Consider the following 16,635-nt stretch of genomic DNA (forward strand, 5'->3'; position numbering starts at 1 on the left):
GCTCGCCACGAACTTGCCCTGGTTCTGCGGGATCAGGGTGAGTTGGACCGGGCCCGCAGCGAGTTGGAGGCCATCCTCGCCCACCGACGCGACAGCCTCGGCGACACCCACCCAGACACCCTCAGCACTCAGCGAGAACTCGGTGACCTTCAACAGCCCCGTGCCGTCGACTGACAGACCAGTAAGACAACTCAGAGGCTGCTCTCTGGGCCATATGTGGGCCAGCACCCTCCTGAATGTGCCACATCGGGCCATTGATACAGGTCAGAGCAAGCGCCATTGGTGGTGACGCGACGCTCTTGAAAGACGCTGTGTTCCCAGTCGGAACGGATTTCCTCACCTCGTCAAGCCCCGGCTGCGCTCCGCTCCGCCGGGCGCGCTTCCCGGCTCCGCTGCGGGCGACGCTCCTGCCTTCGGCCCGCTTCGCCCGCGCTGCTCCGACGCGCGCCCACATGTGGATACGGCCCGTGGCCACGAGGCGAGCACCGCGGAGTACGGCCCACGTCAAGACGATGCCTCCCCGCGGGATCGGCCGGGCATCGGTAGTTGAGACTCCACCGACCGCGCTTGTCCAGTGATGCGGGAGTCGTCCACTCGTACGTGCCAATTCGCTCAACGCTGATACGCGTCACAAGATTTCGTGTACACAATGTTCCCGCATGTTCGGCGTGCAAGCCCGCACACGAGGGAATGAATCGGCAATCAGCGCTACGCGGGTGAGTGAACTTGAGCATGCCCAATACTGCCGCAAGGAGGGGTGATGGATGCCATCGAATAAAGAGAGAGCTCAGAAGGCGTTGGAGGAAATTTCCACAGAAGAGGCTGAAAAATACCTCAAGGAGCTCCGCGAATCATGGGAAGAGGTCACCAAGAGCCTGAATCGATCAACAATCGCCTACTGCCTAATTGTCGCCCTATTTGAGCTGCTGATCGGGAGCAAGCAGGAATTGAGGTTCACGGTCGCGGGATTTCAGTTTGCCAACTCTGCGACGCTGCAAAAGGCGTTACCCGCCTTGGCTGGCTATTTTTATTGCAGCTCCATGACCTACGCTTGCAAGTGGCTCGCCTGTGAAGAGGTTTTCGATGCCTTCTATAAAAAACTGAGACCGCAGCTATACGGGCAAGATCTGGAGGTGGAGCTGAAACCGTCGGCCGGACCCTGGAATATTGGACTGCACTTTCCAGGCGATAGCGGGGCGCAACGTTTTGGGTTCGCCATCCAATTGGCCTTGGGATCGATGTTTCTATTCATTATCCCTCTGGCGTTTGCCGCCCATTCGGCGTTCCTGTTGATCGACAAATTTGGTGGAGGTGACGTCTTCACCATCTTTACCATCTCGCTATCTGGCGCCCTAGTGATTGCGGGGATGGCGTATGGCCTATGGGATAGAGAGACCCGGGGTTGAGGTGGCTACCTGCCAGGGTGAGGAGTGGCGCCGACCGCGTACCGCAACGAAGTACAGCAACCCCAGCAACCGGCAGCACCAGCCCTCATTGGCCTCATGGCGGCCTGTATGACCTTGAATGACCGTTCTCTGCAGAGCTGCGGATCAGAAGCTCTCCGTGCCACAACCGTGCCAGAACGAGTGGGGAGCCACGGGGAACAGCACGCGCTAGCAGGGCGTGCACCCCACGTCCGCCGGAGTGCTTCTTCCACAGGTCAGCCGTCAGGTCGCCCAACCTCGCTCCTAAAGCGGGTGTTGGTCGCCTCGTTGTCCTGGTCTTTGTCCAGTGCGCCCACGGACATCACCGTTCATGGAAGTACGCGCCGCCCGCCTGACCTGCCACGCGAACCGCTGCGAACGCTCCCGGGCAGCCGCGCGGACAGTTGGAAAGCGTGTTGGGGGCAACCCCTCACGAGTTCGAATCTCGTATCCTCCGCCAGTGCCTCACCGGGCACGATGTCGAAGGGCCCCGCTGTTCGCAGCGGGGCCCTTCGACGTTTCCGTGTCAGTCGGAACAGTCGGATCTGCCGGATTCCGCGGAGTGCAAACCCGGTGCGCTGTCTTTCGTGACGAGCGGCTCCGCCCAGGCCGCGGTCGCGAGGGTGTCCCGTTTCACCATGTGTCCGTCGACCACCTCGTACAGGAGCCGTCGTACCCAGGGGCCGAGACGGATCACGTACCGGATGCCCTCGATGTCCACCGCGCCGATTTCACCCCGGCCGGGGCTGGCAGTGAATCCGTCGGCCTCTGCTACCTGCCATCCCGCCTTCGAGGCGAGGTACACCCAGGTGCCGAGAGCCCGCTCGTGGTCCGAGCAGGGCGTGAGGCCGCCCACCCGCGCGATGATCTCGACAGGATCCGTTCGCTTGTCCATCGTGCCTCCCGGCTCTCCATACCGGACGACGAGAGACCGGCGGTCCGGATCATGGCAGCGGCAGTCCAGTCGAGTTTCGGGGGCCTTCACCTCCCCCGCCTCAATGCACCGACAACCCCCCGTCCACAAAGATCGACTGCCCCGTCACATACCCCGCCGCCCCGCTCGCCAGGAACACCGCCGCGCCCGCGAAGTCGTCCGGGAGGCCGTTGCGGCCTGTCATGGTGCGGGTGGCAAGGTGGGCCACCTGCTCCGGGTCGTCTGCCAGGCGGGCGTTCAGGGGGGTCAGGACGAAGCCGGGGACCAGGGTGTTGCAGGTGACTCCGTGGGGGGACCAGGCCTCGGCCTGGGAGCGGGCCAGGGATTCCAGGGCGCCCTTGGAGACGCCGTACGCGCCGCTCTGGACGAAGGCGCGGTGGGCCTGCTGGGAGGTGATGTGGATGATGCGGCCGAAGCCGCGCTCCGCCATGCCGGGGCCGAAGCGTTGGCCCAGGAGGTAGGGGGCCTCCAGGTTGACGGCCATCGTCGTGTCCCACACCTCGTCCGTGAGCTCGTTCATCGGGGGACGCAGGTTCACCCCCGCCGAGTTGACCAGGATGTCCGGCTCGCCGAACACGGCCGCGGCCGCCTCCGCCGCCGTACGGACCCCGTCCCTCGTGCTCAAGTCTCCGCTCACCCAAGCCGATCGGCAGCCCGATGCGTCCAATTCAGCAACTACGGAGGACAGTTCGGGTTCTCTGCGCGCCGCGATCACCACGCTCGCTCCCGCCCGCGCCAACGCCTCCGCGATCGACCTGCCGATGCCCGAGCTGCCGCCGGTCACCAGGGCCACGCGGCCTTCCAGCGAGAACAGTTGGGAGAGATACGCCTGGGAAGTCATGGCCGCACCCTAAGTCGGTACCCGGCGTCCATGACCAACATCCTTGTCGGCACGTGCTCCTGGACCGACCCCGCGCTCGTCCGCAGCGGCTGGTACCCGCCGGGGTGGCGGGACGCGGAGAAGCGGTTGCGGTTCTACGCCGGGCGCTTTCCCGTCGTCGAGGTGGACGGCACCTTCTACGCCCTGCCCAGTGAGCGCAACAGCCGGCTCTGGGTGGAGCGGACGCCCCCGGAGTTCGTGTTCGACGTGAAGGCGTACGCCGTGCTCACCGGGCACCCCGCCCGGCAGGCCGCGCTCGCCGACGTCCCTCCGGGCGAGGTGTGGGCGCGGTTCGCCGCCGGGATCGAGCCGTTGCGGGAGGCCGGGCGGCTCGGCGGGGTGCTGTTCCAGTTCCCGCCGTGGTTCCGGCCGGGGGCGCGGGCCGAGCGGTTCCTGGAGGAGACCGCCGAACGGACCGCCGGGTGGCCCGTCCAGGTCGAGTTCCGGCATCCGTCCTGGTGGCACGAGGAGCAGGAGGACCTCACCTGCGCGCTGCTGGCCAAGTACGGCTTCGCGGCCGTCGCCGTCGACATGCGCCAGGGACTGCCCGCCTCCCTGCCGCCGGTCACCCCCGTCACCTCCGACCGGCTGGCCGTCGTGCGCTTCCACGGGCGCAGCTCCTCCTGGGGCCGCGGCAGCAAGGAGGAACGCTTCCGCTACGACTACTCGCGCGCCGAACTCGCCCAGTGGGTACCGCGGGTGCGCGCCCTGGCCGAGCGGGTCGACCAGGTGCACGTCCTGTTCAACAACTGCTGCGCGGCAGCCGCCGTACACGCCGCCGAGACCATGGACGAGCTGCTCAGCCCACGATCCGCACCGTCTTCGTCACACTGATCTGGTCGATGTCGGACACCCGGACCGTGGCCTTCATCTGCCAGTCGCCGGCCAGCGGCAGGGTGAGGTCGTTCGTGCCCCAGTAGCCGCCCTTGTTCTTGAGCCCGGCGTCGATCGGGCCGATCTGCTTGGCCGGCAGGGTGAAGGACAACCGGAGTTCGGGGACCGTGGCGAGACCGCCGTCGGCCGCGTAGACGATGGCCTGCACGGAGTTCTCGCCGGTGCGGCCCGGGTCGAGGGTGATCTGAACCTTCCCCGAAGCACCGGCCACGGCGAACGGGACAGTGGTCACAGACGCGGTGGGCAGTCCGCCCGTGGCCGGACCCGCCTCGGCCGCCTCCGCCTGCGCCCGGCCGGGCAGTGTGCCGCTCAGCACGGTGCTCAGCACCAGCACCACGACACCGACGGTCACTTCGGCGAGGACGGAGCGGCGCAGGCCGTGCCGGTAGGCCGCGTCGGCCCGCGCGTCACGCCCACGCGTACGACGCCCGTCACGTGCCCCCTGGCCGGGGGTGGCGGACACCGGCTCGGCCGGCGTCGGCACCGCGTCGTCCGGGTCCTGGGCGGCGGGCGCTTCGCCCTCAGGGTCCGCAACCGCGGATGCTCCAGCCGTACCGGCAGACGTCGACGAAACCGCCGCCGCTCCCACCCGTTCCGGCACCGTCTCCACCACGGCCGTTTTCTCCTCGACGACCGTTTTCTCCTCGACGGCCGGCTTCGCCTCCGCCCCCGTGGCCGTGGTCGTGGCCGTCAGTCGTCCGGTCCACCGCCGCGACAGCCGCGCCGCCGTCAGCAGCAGTGCCACCGCGATCAGTTTGAGGACCAGGAGATGGCCGTACGTCGTGCCGGTGATCTCCTTCCAGGAGCCCAGGCCGCGCCAGGACTGGTAGACGCCCGTGACGACGAGGACGGTCACGCAGCCGAAGGCCAGCCGGGAGAAGCGGGCGACCACGGCGGGCGGGAGCTGGGAGGAGGCCCGGTGCAGGAGCGAGAGCAGGGACGCGAGGCCGCCCAGCCAGACCGCCATGGACAGCACGTGCAGCACGGCGGAGGTCATCGCCACCGGTACCTGGATCCCGGCCGACGCGTGCTCCGCGGCGGCCCAGGTCAGCGCGAGGCCCACGGCGAGCACGGCGCCGGCGGCCTGCCAGGGGCGGGACAGCCGCGACTCGCCGAGCCGCAGCAGTCGTACGACGAAGAAGTACGCGACCAGCAGCAGTGCCACGCGGACCAGGAGGGCCTCGCCGGGGCGGGTGCTCAGGGTGCGTTCGAAGGCCTTCAGGGAGAAGGCGGACGCCGGGCCCGTCCCCGCCTCGTAGGGCGCGCGCAGCACCAGCAGGAACAGGGTCGAGCCGAGCAGGGTGCCCCAGCCCGCCCACAGCAGCCTGCCCAGGCGGGCCGCCTCCGGGGGACGGCAGGCGGCGAGGAAGACCGCGGTGCCGATGAGCAGGGCCGCGGCGAGGTAGGCCAGGTAGCGGCCCATGTTGAAGAGGCTCTCGGTGGCCGGGTTCTCGGTCGGGCCGGTGTCCACGACCACCGTGGCCGGGGAGGGCTTGCCGACCGAGAAGGTGAAGGCGCCGGAGACCGGGTGGCTGTCGGCCGAGACCACCCGCCAGGCCACCGTGTAGGTGCCCTGGGCGAGCTTGGCCGGCAGGGTGACGCTCGCCGTGTCCGAGCCGCCCGCCCCGTGTGCCGCTTCGCCGGTCTTCAGGCGTTCGCCCTTGGGGGTCAGGACCCGGAAGGAGTCGTCGAGCAGACCGACGGACTCGGTGAAGGTCAGGGTGATGGAGCGGGGGGCGGACTTGAGGACGGTTCCGTCCTCGGGGTCGGTGGCGCGCAGGGCCGCGTGTGCCGACGCCGTTCCGCCGCCGAGGAGGAGCAGGACCAGCGCGGTGCCCAGCAGCACCAGCCCCTGAAGTCCTCGCCTTCGCCGGCCTGTGCTGCTGCGCGTACGCTCACACCTCACGTCACTACTCCGTACCTGGGCTCACGGTCTTCCCGATAGGTACGGACGCGGACGGCCAAGCGCTCACCGGCGGCGCGGACGGCGCCGTGCGGCTCACCACACCGCCCCCGCCGTCACCACGCCCACCGTCACCACACCGTCCCCGCCCTCACCACGTCCACCGTCACCACGCCGCCCCCACCGACATCCCGCCCACCGTCACCACGCCGCCCCCGCCGACACCCCGCCGTCCACCACCAGGTCGTGACCGGTGATCCAGGACGCGAGCGGTAAGGCGAGGAACACGCACGCGTCGGCCACGTCCTCGGGGCGTCCGAGCCGGGCCAGGGGCGCTCGTCGCGTCCAGCGCTCCACGCCCTCCGGCCAGGCCCGCGCCAGCCCTTCCCGGTCGATCAGGCCGGGCGAGACGGTGTTGACGCGGATGCCCCGCGGGCCGTACTCGAGGGCCGCCGACCGTGCGTGCATCACGACCGCGGCCTTCGAGGCGGAGTAGTGGGCGTGCTCGGGCGCGGGCCGGCTCGCCTCGATCGACGCGATGTGGGTCACCGACCCGCCCGGCCCCATGACCTCCGCTGCGGCCTGCGTGCACGCGAAGACGCTGGTGAGGTTGGTGTCCACGACCTCCCGCCACTGCGCCGCCGTCATCCCGGGCAGCGGCTGCGTCGGCTGCACGCCCGCGTTGTTGACCAGGGAGGTCAGCCCCTCACCCCACTCGGCCGCCTTGGCAACCAGCCGCCGGCACTCCGCCTCGTCCCGCAGTTCCGCCTCCAGTACGACGGCCCGGGCGCCCAAGTCCTCGATCCTGCAAGCCACTTCACGGGCCGCCGGCACCGCCGTACGGCAATGGAGCGCGACCGCGGCGCCCTGCTCGGCGAAGCGCAGCGCGACCCCGCGTCCGATGCCGCCGCCCGCGCCCGTGACCAGGGCGACCTGGCCCTCCAGGAGTCTCATGGACGGCACAGTCCCGCGATCCGGGCGGCCTCGGCGGGATAACGCGCCGTCAGCTCGGCCGCGTCGCCGTGCTCGTAGTCCTGGTAGGTGAAGCCGGGGGCCATGGTGCAGCCGAAGAAGGTCCACGCGCCACGGGTCCTGGCGCCCATCCAGGTGCCCGCGGGCACGGTCAGCTGAGGGCGCTGGCCGGCTCTTATGTCGGGGCCCAGCACGGGGGTCGTCGCCGTGCCATCCGGGGCGAGGAGCAGGAGGTCCAGGGGATCGCCGAGGTAGTGGTGCCAGATCTCGTCGCTGGGCAGGCGGTGCAGGGCGGAGTAGTCGTCCGCGGTCAGGAGCGCGACGATCGCGGTGCCGTGCGGTCGTCCGTCGTCGCGCTCCGGTCCCGCCCAGGTCTGCCGGAACAGGCCGCCCTCGCGGGGGATCGGTTCCAGGCCGTAGTGGGCGACGAGGTCGTCAGGCGTCACCCGGGAAGGCTACCTCCCTTGTCAGAAAGGCCAGTTGGGCGTGCTTCTCGGGCAGGTGGACGTCCGGGAGGTCGATCTCCGGGAGGACGACGGCCTCGCCCGCCACGAATCCCTGCTTCACGAACCGGGCGACGGCCTTCTCGTTGCGCACGTCCGGATCGACGACGACCCGGCGCCGGTCGAGTCCGAGCAGCACGTACGAGGCCACGGCGCTCAGCAGCGCCGACGACCACCCCGAGGTGGCGACCCCGGCGGCCGCGGGCGCGAGCAGCAGGTGCACGCCGATGTCTCCGGGGCGGACCTCGTAGCACTCGCCGACCCGGTCGGCCTCCGGCTCGTAGGTCTGGAGGAGCCCGGCGGGTTCGCCGTCCTTCTCCAGGAGGTAGGCGTGGTGGGTGTCGAGGGTGTCCAAGTGGGCGTAGATCTCGGCCACCTGGTCCTTGGTGAGGCCGTTCATGCCCCAGAACGCGGCCCGTTCCTCGCGCACCCAGGCGTGCACGGTGGGGGCGTCGGCGTGCGGGTCGAGAGGCAGGACGCGGACGGTGCCGAAGCCGGGGACGGTCTGGGTGTGGACCGCTTCACGGGTGGGGGCGAGGGCGGGGGCCGCTGCGTGGGCCGGGTGGGGGGGCGCTGCGTCGGCCGAGGTGGGGGCCGTTGCGTGGGCCGGGGTGTCGGACATCGGTTTCCTCAGTCTTCCTTCGTCAGGTGCTGCCAGTCGGTGACGACCGGGACGAGATCTCCCTTGAGCCACAAGGGGAGTTGGTCGCGGTGATGGGGTGAGCCGGGGACGCCGGAGGCGCCCAGCGGGACCACCCAGAGGCTGTCCTCGCGGCGGGCCAGGTCCCAGACGTAGCGGGCGGCCGGGCCGCGCGCGGCGAGGTCGGTGAGCCCGGGGACCGCCGAGGTGCACAGGACGCAGTCGTGGTCCCCGGAGAGGGCGGGGGCGTCCGGGTCCGGCTCCGGAAGTGCCCGCCAGGGAACGAGGCGGTGGGTGTCGCCCCAGGTGCCCCGCGGCGGCTCGGCGGCCACCTCCTCCAGGGCGCCGCGCACTACGCCGTCCCGGTCGACGCCGTACAACTCCTCGGCGTGCAGGAGGTGTTCGAGGGCGAAGGCGATCCGGGGGAGGAGGCCGAGCCAGGGGAGGAGGACGTCGGGGTAGGCGGGCGGGGCGGTGAGCGCGGCGAAGGCGGGGTGGGCCGCCAGCCGTCGTACGACCGCGCTGCGGACGGCGGCGTAGAGGGCAGCCTCATGGCTGTCCGCGGCCATGCGACGGTCCCACTGGAGGATCGTTTCCCTCAACGTCTCGGCCTCTGGGCTCAGGCCGTCCAGCCGTTCCATGCGGTCCAACAGGGGCTGCGCCGAGGCGAGATGGGTGTCCGTGTGGATCGCCGGCATGTCGGCGGGGGACCAGCGGTCCTTCTCCGCCAGTAGGGCCGTGATCCGCTGCGCTCGGTGCGGTGGAGCGAACTCGACGCCGAGGGGGGTGGCGGGGCCGCGCTGGTTGGCCATCACCGCGATGCCGTCGGTGAGTCCGGCGCGGGGGGTCTCGTGCCAGCCCTGCCATTCGTGACCGGGCTCCCAGGCGGGCACGGGCCGCAGGCGGTTGGCCGCCGCGCGCACCGGGACCCGGCCCGCGACCCGGTGCAGCAGCCCGCCCTCGGTGTCGGCGGCCTGCACCACGTTCACCGGCTCGACCCAGTGGTCGAAGGCCCGGTCCACGTCGGCCGCGCGGCGGGCACGGAGAAGGGGGAGGAGCGCACTGAAGCCGAGGTCCTCGGTGACCCGGGGCGGGTGGCGGAGGGACAGGGCAACCGGGGGGTCGGGGAGGGTTGGAGGGTCGGAGGGGGCCAGCGGGTCGGGGAGGGCCGACGGGTCCGGGGGGACTGTCTGGCCCAGGAGGGCCGACGAGTCCCGGAGGACCGACTGGCCCGGGAAAACCGACGGATCGGAGCCGACCGACGGGCCCGAGCCGTCCGACGGATCCGAGACGACCGACGGATCCGAGCCGATCGACGGGTCTGAAACGACCGGCGGATCCACGAGGACCGGCGGATCCGAGAGGACCGGTGCCCCCTCCACCACTCCCCCCTCCACCACTCCCCCGTCCAACCCCTCCGGGCCGCCCGCGATCACCGGGCCGCGGTCGGTCTCGATCACCTCGATCTCCACCGGTGCTTCGCCCGCCACCTCCACGGTCTCGGTGTGCCGGGAGGCCCGGTGCCAGTGGCCGTCCGGGCCGAGGGCCTCGATGCCGGCGCCCGTGCGGCGCAGGCGTTCGCGGTACAGGTCCTGGTAGTCGGCCATCGCGTTGGTGATGGACCAGGCGACCGTGCCGGCGTGGCCGAAGTGGGCGATGCCGGGGACGCCGGGCACGGCGAGGCCGAGGACGTCGAACTCGGGGCAGGACAGCCGGATCTGCTGGTAGACGCCGGGGTCCTCGATGTAGCGGTGCGGGTCGCCCGCGAGGATCGCGTGGCCGGTGCCGGTGCGGGCGCCAGCGACCAGCCAGCCGTTGCTGCCGGCGGTGCCGGGGCCGTCGGTGGCGAAGAGGCCGACCGCGTCCGGGCCCAGGTGCCGGATCGCCTCGTCCCGCCAGAGCTTGGCCGGGAAGCCCGCGAACAGGATGTGCGTGCCGAGCCAGACGCCAAGCGGGGTCCAGGGCTCCCAGCGCCCGGGGGCGAGGCCGGCCCGCGCGAACTCGGGGGCCTCGGCACCCGGCAGTTCCTCGTTGACACCGTCGACGTACGCCCGCACCCAGTCGGCGGTCTCCGGGTCCCGTCTCTCCAGCGCGGCGAAGCAGCGTCTCGCCGTGTCGTCGAGGCGAGCCCGGCGCGCGAGGGTGTCCCAGGGCAGGGCCCCGGCGCCGAGGAACGCGGCCGAGGTCCCGCGCGAGCGGTGCCGCTCGACCTCCAGCTGCCAGGCGCGGTCGCGGGCGGTGACCCGGCCCTGGGCGCGGGCGAGTTCCCGCGCGCTGTCCGCACGGAGGTGGGGGATCCCCCAGGCGTCGCGGAAGATCTCGATGCTCACCCTCACACCCGGCTCTCTTTAAGTTAGGCTTACCTAAGTTTTCCGATGTGGGGATCGTACGCGAAGGGTGAGAAGACCATGGGGCAGGGGCACGGCTGGGAGGGGGCGGTCCTGCGGCTGCTGCGCGCGAAGGACTTCGAGTTCACCGTGACCGGCGCGGAGGACGTCACCGAGGCGTACCGGCGGGTGCACCTCACCGACGGCGGGATGCTCGCCGCCACCGGCGTCCACCCGACGATGTGGGTACGGCTGTGGTTCTCCGCCGCGGGCAAGCCGCACCAGCGCGCCTTCACCCTGGTCGACCCGGACCCCGGGGCCGGCACCTTCAGCCTGGAGTTCGCCCTGCACGAGGGCGCGGCCAGCGACTGGGCCCGCACGGCGAAGCCCGGCGACACGATCGAGGCCACGGTCCACGGCACGGGGTTCGACCGTCCCGACCCCGAGCCCTCCCACGTCTTCGTCTTCGGCGACCCGGCCTCGCTGCCCGCCCTCAACTCCCTCCTCGGCGCGCTGGACTCCTCCCCCGCGACGGTCTGGTTCGAGGGCGGCGACGAGGGCCTCCCCTTCCGCACCGACCCCGCCCGCCACGAGGTCCGCCGGGTGCCGCGCCTCGACTCCGGCGCCCACCTGGTCTCCCAGGCCCGCTCGGCCCTGCCCGGCCTGCTGCGGACCCACCCGGACGCGTACGTGTGGATCGCCTGCGACACGGCGACGACCAGGGCGCTGTCGTCGTACGTCCGCAAAGAGCTCGGGGTGCCGAAGGAGCGGATCAACGCGCTGGGGTACTGGAGGCCCTGACCGGGACTCCGGGGCTGGAGGTGCCCTCACGTGGAGGGATGACCCGGGCGGGGGCATGATCGGGGGCATGGACGTCACCCTTCACCTCGCCCAGGACGCCGAGGCCGACGAACTCCTCGGCCGCTCCCCGCTCGCCGCGCTGGTCGGGATGCTGCTGGACCAGCAGGTTCCGATGGAGTGGGCGTTCAAGGGGCCCCGCACCATCGCTGACCGGCTCGGCGCGAACGACCTGGACGCGCACGAGATCGCCGCGCAGGACCCGGAGGCCTTCGCCGCGCTGCTCTCCGAGAAGCCGGCCGTGCACCGCTACCCCGGCTCGATGGCCAAGCGGATCCAGCAGCTGTGCCAGTACCTCGTCGAGCACTACGACGGTGAGGCCGAGCTGGTCTGGAAGGGCGTCGAGGACGGGCGTGAACTGCTGCGCCGCCTCCAGGAGCTGCCGGGGTTCGGGAAGCAGAAGGCCCAGATCTTCCTGGCCCTGCTGGGCAAGCAGCTCGGCGTGCAGCCCGAGGGCTGGCGGGAGGCGGCCGGGACATACGGCGAACCGAAGTCCTTCCGGTCCGTCGCCGACATCACGGGCCCCGAGTCCCTGACGAAGGTCCGGGCGCACAAGCAGGAGATGAAGGCGGCGGCGAAGGCGGCGAAGAAGGCTTAGCCGGGCAGACGACCCGGTGCCAGACCCGGTGCTGCCGGAGCCGGAGCTGGTCACCGCCCTCAGCCCCGACCCGGAGCCGGTGCCGGAGCTTGAGCCTGAGCCGGAGCCGCCCCCCTCAGCCCCGCCCCCCCCAACCGCCCGCGTCCCCCTTGCCGCGAATTGCCGCGAACGGGTGAACCCCCGCGCCGAAGTGATGAACCGGGCGCGTCGGAGGGGGAGACGACTTGGGTGAGCACCGCACGACGCCCTCAGCACCGTCTCGGCCTGCTGCGTGCGCTCGTGCTGCTCCTCGTGCTGCTCGTGCCGGGCGCCCCCGCACAGACGCACGCGGCCCATGTCGTGGCCGGTGAGACCGCCGAGTACGACGTCCTGGACACGGCCCTGCGGCCACCGGCCCGCACCGCCCACCGCACGGCAGCCGCCGTACCCCTGCGACCGGCCGCGCGCCCGGGAACGGCACCCTCCGTCTCCGAGGGCCGTCGGCTCCCGGCGCCCCCGAGGCCGCCGTACGCGCTGCCCGCCCTGCGTTCCGTGGTCCTGCGCTGCTGACAGAGCCCGCTTCCCCCGAGCCAGTTCAGCACTCACGCAAGGAACACAGCCATGCCCACCGACCCGTACGCGGTCCTGCGCGCCCTGTTGCGCGCGGAAGCCGCCCGCAGTGCGCCGAAGGCGCAGCACCAGGACCGGAAGCCGCCGGTGAAGGAACCGAAGCGCGGCTGATCCACCGAGGACCGGCGGAGGCGGGACCGTTCGGCTACCGCCTCCGCCGGGCCGTACCGAACAGCGAGCGGGTGATCTCCCGCCCGATCTGCGTGCCCAGCGACCGCGCGAGGGACTTGAACACCCCGCTGCCGACGACCTGTTCGACGACGGAGGGATCGTCCTTGGGCTTCCTGGCCGGTGCCTTCACCTCGTCGGCCATCTCGTCCGGGCCTTTGGCACCCCGCGAACTCGGCGAACTCAGCGAACTCAGCTTCTCGTAGGCCGACTCCCTGTCCACAGCCTGTGCGTAACGGCCGTACAGCGGCGAGGCCTTGACGGCGGCGTCGAGGGTTCCGGCCTCGACGGGCCCCATCAGGGACTCCGGGGCGCGCAGCCGCGTCGCCGCGACCGGCGTGGGGGCGCCCTTCTCGCTGAGAACCGTGACGACGGCCTCGCCGGTCCCGAGCCCGGTGAGGAGTTCCTCCAGGTCGTACGCCGAGTCGGGGAAGGTCTTCACGGTCGCCTTGAGCGCCTTCTGGTCGTCGGGAGTGAAGGCCCGCAGCGCGTGCTGCACGCGGTTGCCGAGCTGCGCGAGGACGTCGGCCGGTACGTCCTTCGGGGTCTGCGTGACGAAGAAGACGCCGACCCCTTTCGAGCGAATCAGCCGGACAGTCTGCGTGATGGAGTCGAGGAACGCCTTCGAGGCGCCGTGGAAGAGCAGATGCGCCTCGTCGAAGAAGAAGACGAGCTTGGGCTTGTCGGCGTCCCCGACCTCCGGCAGGTCGTGGAAGAGATCGGCGAGCAGCCACATCAAGAAGGTCGAGAACAGCTGCGGCCGGTCCTGTACGGCGGCCAGCTCCAGGACGGACACCATGCCCCGCCCGTCGCTCGCCGTCCGCAGCAGCTCGGCGGTGTCGAACTCGGGCTCCCCGAAGAAGTCGGCCATGCCCTGCGCCTCGAAGGCGGTGAGGGACCGCAGGATGACCCCGGCCGTGGCGGTGGACAGGCCGCCGATGTTCTTCAGCTCGGCCTTGCCCTCGTCGGAGGTCAGGAAGGCGACGACGGCCCGCAGGTCCTTCAGGTCGACCAGCTCCAGCCCCTTCTGGTCGGCGTAGTGGAAGATCAGGCCGAGGGACTGCTCCTGGGTCTGGTTGAGCTGGAGCACCTTGGCCAGCAGCACCGGCCCGAAGCTGGTGACGGTGGCCCGCACGGGGATGCCGTGCCCGATGCCGCCGAGGGCGTAGAACTCGGCGGGAAACCCGGTGGCGACCCACTCCTGGTGCACCTCAGCCGCCCGGGCCTGCACCTTCTCGTTCCGCCCGCCGGGCGCCGAAATGCCTGACACATCCCCCTTGATGTCGGCCAGGAAGACCGGCACGCCCTGCGCGGAGAGCTGCTCGGCGACGAGCTGGAGCGTCTTGGTCTTGCCGGTGCCGGTGGCGCCGGCGACGAGGCCGTGCCGGTTGAGCATCGGCAGGGGGATCCTGACCTGCGCGTCCGGCAGGCAGACGCCGTCCCACAGCAGCGCCCCGAGTTCGAGGGCGGGCCCGCCGAACGCATAGCCGGAGGCGATCTCCAGGGCCGGCTGCGGAAGGGCGGCGGAAGCGGCTCTTGCCTCCGGCATGGAACGGTCGGCAGTTCCCGTCGGGCCCCCCGTGACGCCCCCGGGCGCGGTCTTTCGCTCGCTCATACCAGACCCCTGTTCCCGCTTTGCCCAGTTTTTGGGCATTTTTTCAAGCGTCGCACTCGCCCGCCATGGCTGCGCCCGGAAGGTCTTGACCGGTAGGCTTTCCGTGTGATCTTCAAGCGCATCGGAAACGGCCGGCCGTACCCCGACCACGGCCGGGAAAGCACCCGGCAGTGGGCGGACGTCGCACCGCGCCCGGTCCGCCTCGATCAGCTCGTGACGACCAAGGGCCAGCTCGACCTGGAGACCCTGCTCGCCGAGGACTCGACGTTCTACGGCGACCTGTTCGCGCACGTCGTGAAGTGGCAGGGCGACCTCTACCTCGAGGACGGGCTCCACCGCGCGGTGCGGGCGGCGCTCCAGCAGCGACAGGTGCTGCACGCGCGTGTGCTCGAGCTGGACTGAGTGACCGCGCTGTAAAGGTTTGGCCCTTTCGGGTTCTCCTGCGCCGCGGTCAATGATCATCTAGTAGGAATCGCCGCCCGGGCGCACTACGCTGCGCCCATGAGCATGCTGACGCCCCCCGGCATGGGCGGTAAGTACCGGATCACGGGAGACAAGTACCCCCGGATGCGTCGGCCCCGGCGGCGCGGCAGGCTCGTGTTCGGCGTGGTGGCCTCCGTCGCCGCGCTGAGCCTGGTCGGCTGGGGCACGCTCCAGCTCATCGACGTGTTCACGGGCGGCGGGGACAAGGCGTCCGCGGCGGGCCCGAAGGCCGACTGCGCGAGCAAGGTCAGCCCCTCGCCCTCCGCGCCGGCGCTCCCCAAGCCGAGCCAGATCACCGTCAACGTCTTCAACGCCACCAAGCGGGGTGGCCTTGCCAAGAAGACGGCGGACGAGCTGAAGAAGCGGGGCTTCCGGATCGGCGACGTGGGCAATGCGACGGCCACCTATGACAAGAAGGTCAAGGGCACGGGGCTGCTGCTCGGTCCGGCGTCGGCGCTGAAGACGTCCTTGCCGGTCCTCGGCACGCAGGTCGCTGCGGCGGAGACGCGAACGGATACGCGTAAGGGGGCCGAGGTCGACCTGATCATCGGCTCGGCGTTCAAGAACCTGAACAGCAAGGCGGCGGCGGACAAGGCGTTGACCGCGCTGACTCATCCGCAGCCGGCGGCGACGTCGTCGAAGAGGAGCTGCTGAGGCCGCCTACGGGGGTGCCGGGTTCGGTTGTTCGGCGAGTGCGGCCCGGTGGGGGCTGGTCGCGCAGTTCCCCGCGCCCCTGAGGGGTTGCAGTCCACCTGCGCCACGACGGAACCGTTAGCCGCGCGCGCCCGCCCTCCCGGACCGTTGGCCGCGTACGGCGGGCAGGGGACGGGGTGGGGGGTGTCCGCCCGCAGCGGCCGGCGTCCGGAACCGGGCACCTGATCGAGGGACCGAGCCGCCGGACCGAGGACGGATACCCCCACCCCGGCACCGACCCCAAACCGAACCGCACGCGCTACGCACGCCCCCACCGGACCGCAAGGGGCCGCCGCAGGCATTCAGGGGCGCGGGGAACTGCGCAAAACGCCCGCCCCCACCGAACCCGCAGACGACCCGCCCCGACCCGACAACCAGACCGCCGCTACTCCGCAGCCCCGTACAACCGATCCCCCGCATCCCCCAGCCCCGGCACGATGTACCCCTGCTCGTTCAGATGATCGTCGACCGCCGCCGTCACGACCGTCACCGGCGTCCCCGCCAGCTCGCGTTCCATGATCTCCACGCCCTCCGGCGCGGCCAGCAGCACCACCGCGGTCACATCGTCCGCACCACGCTTGATCAGCTCACGAATCGCCGCGACCAGCGTGCCGCCCGTGGCCAGCATCGGGTCGAGGACATAGACCTGCCGGCCCGAGAGGTCCTCCGGCATCCGCGCAGCGTACGTCGTGGCCTGGAGGGTCTCCTCGTTGCGGATCATGCCGAGGAAACCGACCTCCGCGGTCGGCAGCAGCCGGACCATGCCGTCCAGCATGCCGAGCCCGGCCCGCAGGATCGGCACCACCAGCGGTCGCGGATACGACAGCTTCACGCCGGTCGTCTCGGCGACCGGCGTCTTGATGTCGACCGCCTCGGTGCGCACGTCACGCGTGGCCTCGTAGGCGAGCAGGGTGACCAGCTCGTCGGCGAGACGGCGGAAGGTCGCGGAGTCGGTGCGCTGGTCGCGCAGGGTGGTGAGCTTGTGGGCGACCAGGGGGTGGTCGACGACGTGGAGGCGCATGTCCACAACAGTAACCGGCACCACCGCCGCACTCGCGCTGGCGTCAAACCCCCCGTCCGAGGGAAGGTGGGAGAGACGGACAACAGGGTGGTGAGCCTATGCCTGACCTGCCG

General features: G+C 71.0%; 17 protein-coding genes. 8 read left to right on the forward strand and 9 right to left on the reverse strand.

Translation table 11 applies throughout. The features are described from left to right. The first annotated feature begins 18 nt into the window (after nucleotides 1–18). Entirely contained in the window at nucleotides 19–174 is a 156-nt protein-coding gene (locus tag AQJ54_RS47845; RefSeq protein ID WP_487248027.1) for a tetratricopeptide repeat protein, read from the forward strand. 590 nt (nucleotides 175–764) lie between these two features. Beyond that, nucleotides 765–1,406, forward strand: coding sequence for a hypothetical protein (locus AQJ54_RS31910; protein WP_062243096.1), 642 nt, complete (start codon nucleotides 765–767; stop codon nucleotides 1,404–1,406). A 544-nt stretch (nucleotides 1,407–1,950) separates the two neighbouring features. Here AQJ54_RS31910 and AQJ54_RS31915 read toward each other — a convergent pair. Next, nucleotides 1,951–2,319, reverse strand: coding sequence for a hypothetical protein (locus AQJ54_RS31915; protein ID WP_062243099.1), 369 nt, complete (start codon nucleotides 2,317–2,319; stop codon nucleotides 1,951–1,953). 100 nt (nucleotides 2,320–2,419) lie between these two features. Continuing rightward, entirely contained in the window at nucleotides 2,420–3,199 is a 780-nt protein-coding gene (locus tag AQJ54_RS31920; RefSeq protein ID WP_062243102.1) for an SDR family NAD(P)-dependent oxidoreductase, read from the reverse strand. 30 nt (nucleotides 3,200–3,229) lie between these two features. On the opposite strand from AQJ54_RS31920, the gene AQJ54_RS31925 reads away from it, so the two are divergent. After that, entirely contained in the window at nucleotides 3,230–4,072 is an 843-nt protein-coding gene (locus AQJ54_RS31925) for a DUF72 domain-containing protein (RefSeq protein WP_062243105.1), read from the forward strand. Here AQJ54_RS31925 and AQJ54_RS31930 read toward each other — a convergent pair. From AQJ54_RS31930 to AQJ54_RS31950, 5 genes are all read right to left on the reverse strand, one after another. Continuing rightward, nucleotides 4,038–5,978: a copper resistance CopC/CopD family protein gene (locus AQJ54_RS31930; protein WP_062243108.1), complete on the reverse strand. Its 1,941-nt coding sequence runs from the start codon at nucleotides 5,976–5,978 to the stop codon at nucleotides 4,038–4,040. The genes AQJ54_RS31925 and AQJ54_RS31930 overlap by 35 nt on opposite strands. 258 nt (nucleotides 5,979–6,236) lie before the next feature. Further along, a complete protein-coding gene (locus AQJ54_RS31935) occupies nucleotides 6,237–6,989 on the reverse strand; it encodes an SDR family NAD(P)-dependent oxidoreductase (protein WP_062243112.1) in 753 nt (250 codons plus the stop codon). Further along, complete coding sequence (locus AQJ54_RS31940; protein WP_062243115.1) at nucleotides 6,986–7,453, reverse strand: cupin domain-containing protein; 468 nt, start codon at nucleotides 7,451–7,453, stop codon at nucleotides 6,986–6,988. Before AQJ54_RS31940 ends, AQJ54_RS31935 begins: the two co-directional genes overlap by 4 nt. After that, nucleotides 7,443–8,132, reverse strand: a complete 690-nt coding sequence (locus AQJ54_RS31945; RefSeq protein WP_062243118.1) for a GNAT family N-acetyltransferase — start codon at nucleotides 8,130–8,132, stop codon at nucleotides 7,443–7,445. The genes AQJ54_RS31940 and AQJ54_RS31945 overlap by 11 nt, the downstream gene beginning before the upstream one ends. Before the next feature lie 8 nt (nucleotides 8,133–8,140). Further along, nucleotides 8,141–10,480, reverse strand: coding sequence for a penicillin acylase family protein (locus AQJ54_RS31950; RefSeq protein ID WP_062243120.1), 2,340 nt, complete (start codon nucleotides 10,478–10,480; stop codon nucleotides 8,141–8,143). A gap of 78 nt (nucleotides 10,481–10,558) precedes the next feature. Here AQJ54_RS31950 and AQJ54_RS31955 point away from each other — a divergent pair, with 78 nt between their 5' ends. From AQJ54_RS31955 to AQJ54_RS31965, 3 genes are all read left to right on the forward strand, one after another. Continuing rightward, nucleotides 10,559–11,278: a siderophore-interacting protein gene (locus AQJ54_RS31955; protein ID WP_062243122.1), complete on the forward strand. Its 720-nt coding sequence runs from the start codon at nucleotides 10,559–10,561 to the stop codon at nucleotides 11,276–11,278. A gap of 67 nt (nucleotides 11,279–11,345) precedes the next feature. Then, nucleotides 11,346–11,933, forward strand: a complete 588-nt coding sequence (locus AQJ54_RS31960; protein WP_062243720.1) for an HhH-GPD-type base excision DNA repair protein — start codon at nucleotides 11,346–11,348, stop codon at nucleotides 11,931–11,933. A 228-nt stretch (nucleotides 11,934–12,161) separates the two neighbouring features. Further along, complete coding sequence (locus AQJ54_RS31965) at nucleotides 12,162–12,482, forward strand: hypothetical protein (protein WP_062243125.1); 321 nt, start codon at nucleotides 12,162–12,164, stop codon at nucleotides 12,480–12,482. Between the two features lie 205 nt (nucleotides 12,483–12,687). On the opposite strand, the gene AQJ54_RS31970 is transcribed toward AQJ54_RS31965, so the two are convergent. After that, entirely contained in the window at nucleotides 12,688–14,259 is a 1,572-nt protein-coding gene (locus AQJ54_RS31970) for a helicase HerA-like domain-containing protein (protein ID WP_107121181.1), read from the reverse strand. A 171-nt stretch (nucleotides 14,260–14,430) separates the two neighbouring features. On the opposite strand from AQJ54_RS31970, the gene AQJ54_RS31975 reads away from it, so the two are divergent. After that, the gene (locus AQJ54_RS31975; protein ID WP_003999914.1) at nucleotides 14,431–14,727 is read left to right on the forward strand and encodes a type II toxin-antitoxin system VapB family antitoxin; all 297 of its coding nucleotides are present in this window, start codon (nucleotides 14,431–14,433) and stop codon (nucleotides 14,725–14,727) included. A 99-nt stretch (nucleotides 14,728–14,826) separates the two neighbouring features. Beyond that, on the forward strand, nucleotides 14,827–15,462 hold the full coding sequence (locus AQJ54_RS31980; protein ID WP_248845476.1) for a LytR C-terminal domain-containing protein: 636 nt from the start codon (nucleotides 14,827–14,829) through the stop codon (nucleotides 15,460–15,462). Nucleotides 15,463–15,886: 424 nt separating this feature from the next. On the opposite strand, the gene upp is transcribed toward AQJ54_RS31980, so the two are convergent. Then, nucleotides 15,887–16,522 carry a uracil phosphoribosyltransferase gene (gene upp / locus AQJ54_RS31985; RefSeq protein ID WP_062026063.1) on the reverse strand — a complete coding sequence of 212 codons (636 nt, stop codon included), beginning with the start codon at nucleotides 16,520–16,522 and terminating at the stop codon, nucleotides 15,887–15,889. Nucleotides 16,523–16,635: the final 113 nt, after the last annotated feature.

The sequence above is a fragment of the Streptomyces griseorubiginosus genome, from assembly GCF_001514195.1.
In the GTDB taxonomy this organism is placed as follows: Bacteria; Actinomycetota; Actinomycetes; order Streptomycetales; family Streptomycetaceae; genus Streptomyces; species Streptomyces griseorubiginosus.